Raw genomic sequence first — 4106 nt, forward strand, 5'->3', positions numbered from 1 at the left:
TGGCCGGACTGGTCAGCTTGCTGTTCATGGCATGTTTTTCGGTAACGGCGCGCGCGGAAGTTACCGTCACTCGAGCATCCGGTGGGCCAGCAGCGCCGCGCTGGGCACCTCCACCATGACTCCGGCCTTGAGCCCGCGCTGGTGCACCTTGGCGCCGAAGTCTGCGGCCTCCGCCACGGTCGCCACCATCGGCGCCATCACCCAGGTCTCGGTGCCCGTCGTCCTCGCCGCCGCCGCGACGGCGTCCAGCTGACGATCCCTCAGGCCCGGGTTGCCGAACGAGAGCCGCAGGCCGCGAACCCCGAGGGCGGGGTTCTCCTCGCCCGGCAGGGTCGCGAAGGCGACCGGCTTGTCGGAGCCGGCGTCGAGCGTGCGGACGACGACGTAGCGGTCGTCACCGAAGGCACCGAGCACGCGCTCGTAGATGCCGGCCTGCTCCTCCACGCTGGGCTCGGTCGTCTGGTTGAGGAAGCACAGCTCGGTGCGGAACAGCCCGACTCCCTCGACCGGTGCGGAGCTCGCGGCGACAGCGGACTCCCCGTCGGCGACATTGGCGAGGATCTTCACCGCCCTGCCGTCAGCCGTGACTCCCGGGCCCGACCACGCCTCGTGCGCCGCCCGGTCCCGCGCCGCCGCCGCGACCCGCTCCTCGGCGGCCACGGGGTCGGGGTCGATCTCGACGGTGCCGGTCGTCCCGTCCACGAGAAGCGCGGTGCCAGCGGTAACCGTCAGGAGCCCCTCCACCCCGACCACGCAGGGGATCCCGAGCTGGCGGGCGATGATCGCGGTGTGGCTGGTCGGCCCGCCACGCTCGGTGGCCAGGGCGAGCACGAGCGCGGGGTCGAGTCCGGCGGTGTCGGCCGGGGCGAGGTCCTCGGCGACGAGCACGCACGGCTCGGTCGGCGTGGGGACACCCGGCTCGGGCTCGCCGACCAGATGGGCCACGAGCCGGCGCTCGATGTCCCGCAGGTCGGTGGCGCGCTCGGCCATCAGCCCGCCCATCTGCGTGAACACGCCGACGAACTGCTCGACCGCTCCGTGCACGGCCGCGAGCAGGTCGTCGCTGCCCTTCAAGTTCTTGCGGACCGCACCCCGCAGACCGCGGTCGGCGGCGAGGCCGGCACTGGCCGTCATCACCTCGGCAGCGGCGCCCGTCGCGCGCTCGGCCTTGGCGGTGAAGCCGTCTCCCACGGCCTTCGCTGCCGCGTCGTAGGCCGCCAGGGCGGCGTCGGCGTCGGCGAAGTCACCGGTGCCGAATGCTGCGACGGCATCCGGGGAGACCTCTCCACGCGCCAGGAGCGCCGGCCCATGACCGGCGCCGGGCACCACGGCCGTGCCGCTGAGCACGGTGATGGCCGGATCGTGCGCGATGCCCTCGAGACGGGCCTGCGGGTTCGTCGAAGTGTCCACCGTCACACCGTAACCCGTCAGGCACTTGACAATCAACAGAATCGGGCATAGAACAACAGAAACAAAGAGAGTGAGGAGGGTCACCATGTACGCCGAGGAACGACAGCAGGCCATGGTCCAGCTGGTCACCGATCACCGCCGGATCTCCGTGGCAGTACTGGCCGAGCAGTACGGGGTGACGACCGAGACTGTACGCCGCGATCTCTCCCAGCTCGAGAGGCTGGGACTGATCCGACGCGTGCACGGCGGCGCTGTGCCCGCGGGCGCCCTGTCGAGCATCGAGTCCGACCTGGGAGAGCGTGCCTCCACCAACACCGACCTCAAGGACGCCATCGCGCGCGCCGCCCTGGGTCAGCTGCCCCCCGACGGCTCCACGATATTGCTCGACGCCGGCAGCACGACCGTGCGCTTCGCAGCCGCGATTCCTCACGAGCGTCACCTGATCGCCTTCACCCATGCCGTACCCGTCGCGGTCCAGCTGACCACTCATCCCCGCGTCGAGCTCCACCTCCTCCCCGGGCGGGTCCGCACGACCACTCACGCGGCGGTCGGGGCCGACACCGTCGCCGCGCTCCACCAGCTGCGCGCCGACACCGTCTTCCTCGGCACCAACGCCCTCAGCACGACGCACGGTCTCTCCACACCGGACGCCGACGAGGCCGCGACCAAGCGGGCGCTGGTGGCCTCGGCTCGCCGCGTCGTCGTCCTGGCCGACTCCAGCAAGGTCGGCACCGAGTCGGCTCTGCGCTTCGCCGATCTCGAGGACGTCGACTGCCTCGTCACCGACAACGGCATCAGCCCTGAAGACGTTCGCGACCTCGAGTCGCTCGACATCGAGGTGGTGGTGGCATGAATGCCCCTGACTCCCCTGACTCATCCGGTTGCATCGTGACCCTGACGCCGAACCCCAGCACCGACCGCACGCTGACTCTCGGGGGGCCTCTCCAGCGCGGAGCGGTGCACCGTCTCGAGACGGTCGGCTCACAAGCGGGCGGCAAGGGCGTCAACATCTCGCGCGCCTGCATCTCCGCCGGGGTGGACACGGTGGCCGTGCTGCCTGCGGCCACCGACGACGCCTTCGTCCACGAGCTCGTCGCCGCCGGCATCCCGCACCGGCTGGTTCCCAGCGACCACCCGGTCCGGGTCAACTTCACCGTGACCGAGCCCGACGGCACCACCACCAAGCTCAACAGCCCAGGAGCTCCCGCGACCCCCGCCGACCTGCAGGCCCTTGCGGCACGGCTTCACGACCTTGCCGACAGTGCCGACTGGATGGTGCTCGCCGGGTCCTTGCCTCCCGGCGCACCGGCGGAGTGGTACGCCGACCTGGTCGCCGATCTGCGCGACCGCACGCGGGTCGCGGTCGACACGAGCGATGAGCCGCTCCGTGCGCTGGTCGAGCGCCTCGGGACCGCCGCGCCGCACGTGATGAAGCCCAACGGCGACGAGCTCGCGTCCTTCACCGGCGGCGACGCCGACGCACTCGAGGCCGACCCCGCGGCTGCTGCCGAGGCCGCCCGCTTCCTCGTCGACCAAGGGGTCGAGACGGTGCTGGTCACGCTCGGAGGCAACGGTGCGGTGCTGGTCGACCGCTCCGGAGCCTGGCACGCCTCCCCGCCACCGACGGACGTCGTCAGCACCGTCGGGGCCGGCGACTCGAGCCTCTTCGGCTATCTCCTCGGCCACCTGCGCGGCGACGACCAGGCCGACTGCCTGGCCCTGGCGGTGGCCTACGGCAGCGCTGCTGCCGGACTCCCCGGCACCACGATCCCCCACCCCGCACAGGTCCGGCGCGACCTCGTGCAGGTGCAACACCTTCCTGTTCGGTCTCACCTCGGAAAGCAGAGTCCTCAATGAATCAGCTGATCACCACCGACCTCGTGCGGCTCGACGCCGACCTGGGCACTGACAAGCATGACGTCATCCGACGTCTGGCAGATGTCGTCGGCGCGGCCGACCGAGCGGTGGACGTCGCCGCGATCGTCGAGGACGCCCTCGCCCGCGAGGCGAAGTCGCCGACCGGGCTGAAGGACGGCATCGCGATCCCGCACTGCCGCACGACGGGGGTCGCCGTCCCCACCCTGGTCTTCGCCCGGCTGTCTCCTCCGGTCGACTTCGGGGCCAAGGACGGGCCCGCCGATCTCGCGTTCCTCATCGCGGCTCCGGAAGGTGGCGACAACACGCACCTCCAGATCCTCACCAAGCTCGCTCGGGCACTCGTACGCAAGGAGTTCACCGACGGTCTGCGCGGGGCTGCCAGCGCTGAGGACGTCGTCGCCCTCGTGGGCGGTGTCGTCGCGGATGCCCCTGCGGCGCCTGCCGCTGACCCGAGCACGACTCCGGCCGTCGGCAAGCACAACGCCGCTGCGGCCGGTCCGAGTCTCGTGGCTGTCACCGCCTGCCCCACCGGCATCGCCCACACCTACATGGCCGCCGAGGCGCTGGAGGCGGCTGCCGAGCGGGCCGGCGTCGACCTCGCGGTCGAGACCCAGGGCTCCGCAGGCTCCACGCCGCTGTCGCCCGAGACCATCTCGCAGGCCGGCGCCGTGATCTTCGCCGTCGACGTGGGGGTGCGCGACCGGCACCGTTTCGCGGGCAAGCCGCTGGTCTCCTCGAGCGTCAAGCGCCCCATCGAGGAGGCCGACGCGATGATCGCCGAGGCGCTGCGACTCGCCGACGACCCGTCCGCCCCCAGG

Annotated in this window: 4 protein-coding genes; 3 read left to right on the plus strand and 1 reads right to left on the minus strand. The window is 71.6% G+C overall.

The window, feature by feature from the left end:
- Nucleotides 1–66 precede the first annotated feature (66 nt).
- Nucleotides 67–1410 carry a putative PEP-binding protein gene (locus VOI19_RS15540; protein ID WP_323793873.1) on the minus strand — a complete coding sequence of 448 codons (1344 nt, stop codon included), beginning with the start codon at nucleotides 1408–1410 and terminating at the stop codon, nucleotides 67–69.
- Between the two features lie 85 nt (nucleotides 1411–1495).
- Here VOI19_RS15540 and VOI19_RS15545 point away from each other — a divergent pair, with 85 nt between their 5' ends.
- The 3 genes from VOI19_RS15545 to VOI19_RS15555 form a co-directional block, all read left to right on the plus strand.
- The gene (locus VOI19_RS15545) at nucleotides 1496–2263 is read left to right on the plus strand and encodes a DeoR/GlpR family DNA-binding transcription regulator (RefSeq protein WP_323793874.1); all 768 of its coding nucleotides are present in this window, start codon (nucleotides 1496–1498) and stop codon (nucleotides 2261–2263) included.
- Complete coding sequence (locus tag VOI19_RS15550) at nucleotides 2260–3267, plus strand: 1-phosphofructokinase family hexose kinase (protein ID WP_323793875.1); 1008 nt, start codon at nucleotides 2260–2262, stop codon at nucleotides 3265–3267. Before VOI19_RS15545 ends, VOI19_RS15550 begins: the two co-directional genes overlap by 4 nt.
- A partial coding sequence (locus VOI19_RS15555; protein WP_323793876.1) for a fructose PTS transporter subunit IIA occupies nucleotides 3264–4106 on the plus strand: 843 nt, incomplete at its 3' end. The genes VOI19_RS15550 and VOI19_RS15555, both read left to right, overlap by 4 nt.

This window comes from Nocardioides sp. (genome assembly GCF_034670285.1).
In the GTDB taxonomy this organism is placed as follows: Bacteria; Actinomycetota; Actinomycetes; order Propionibacteriales; family Nocardioidaceae; genus Nocardioides.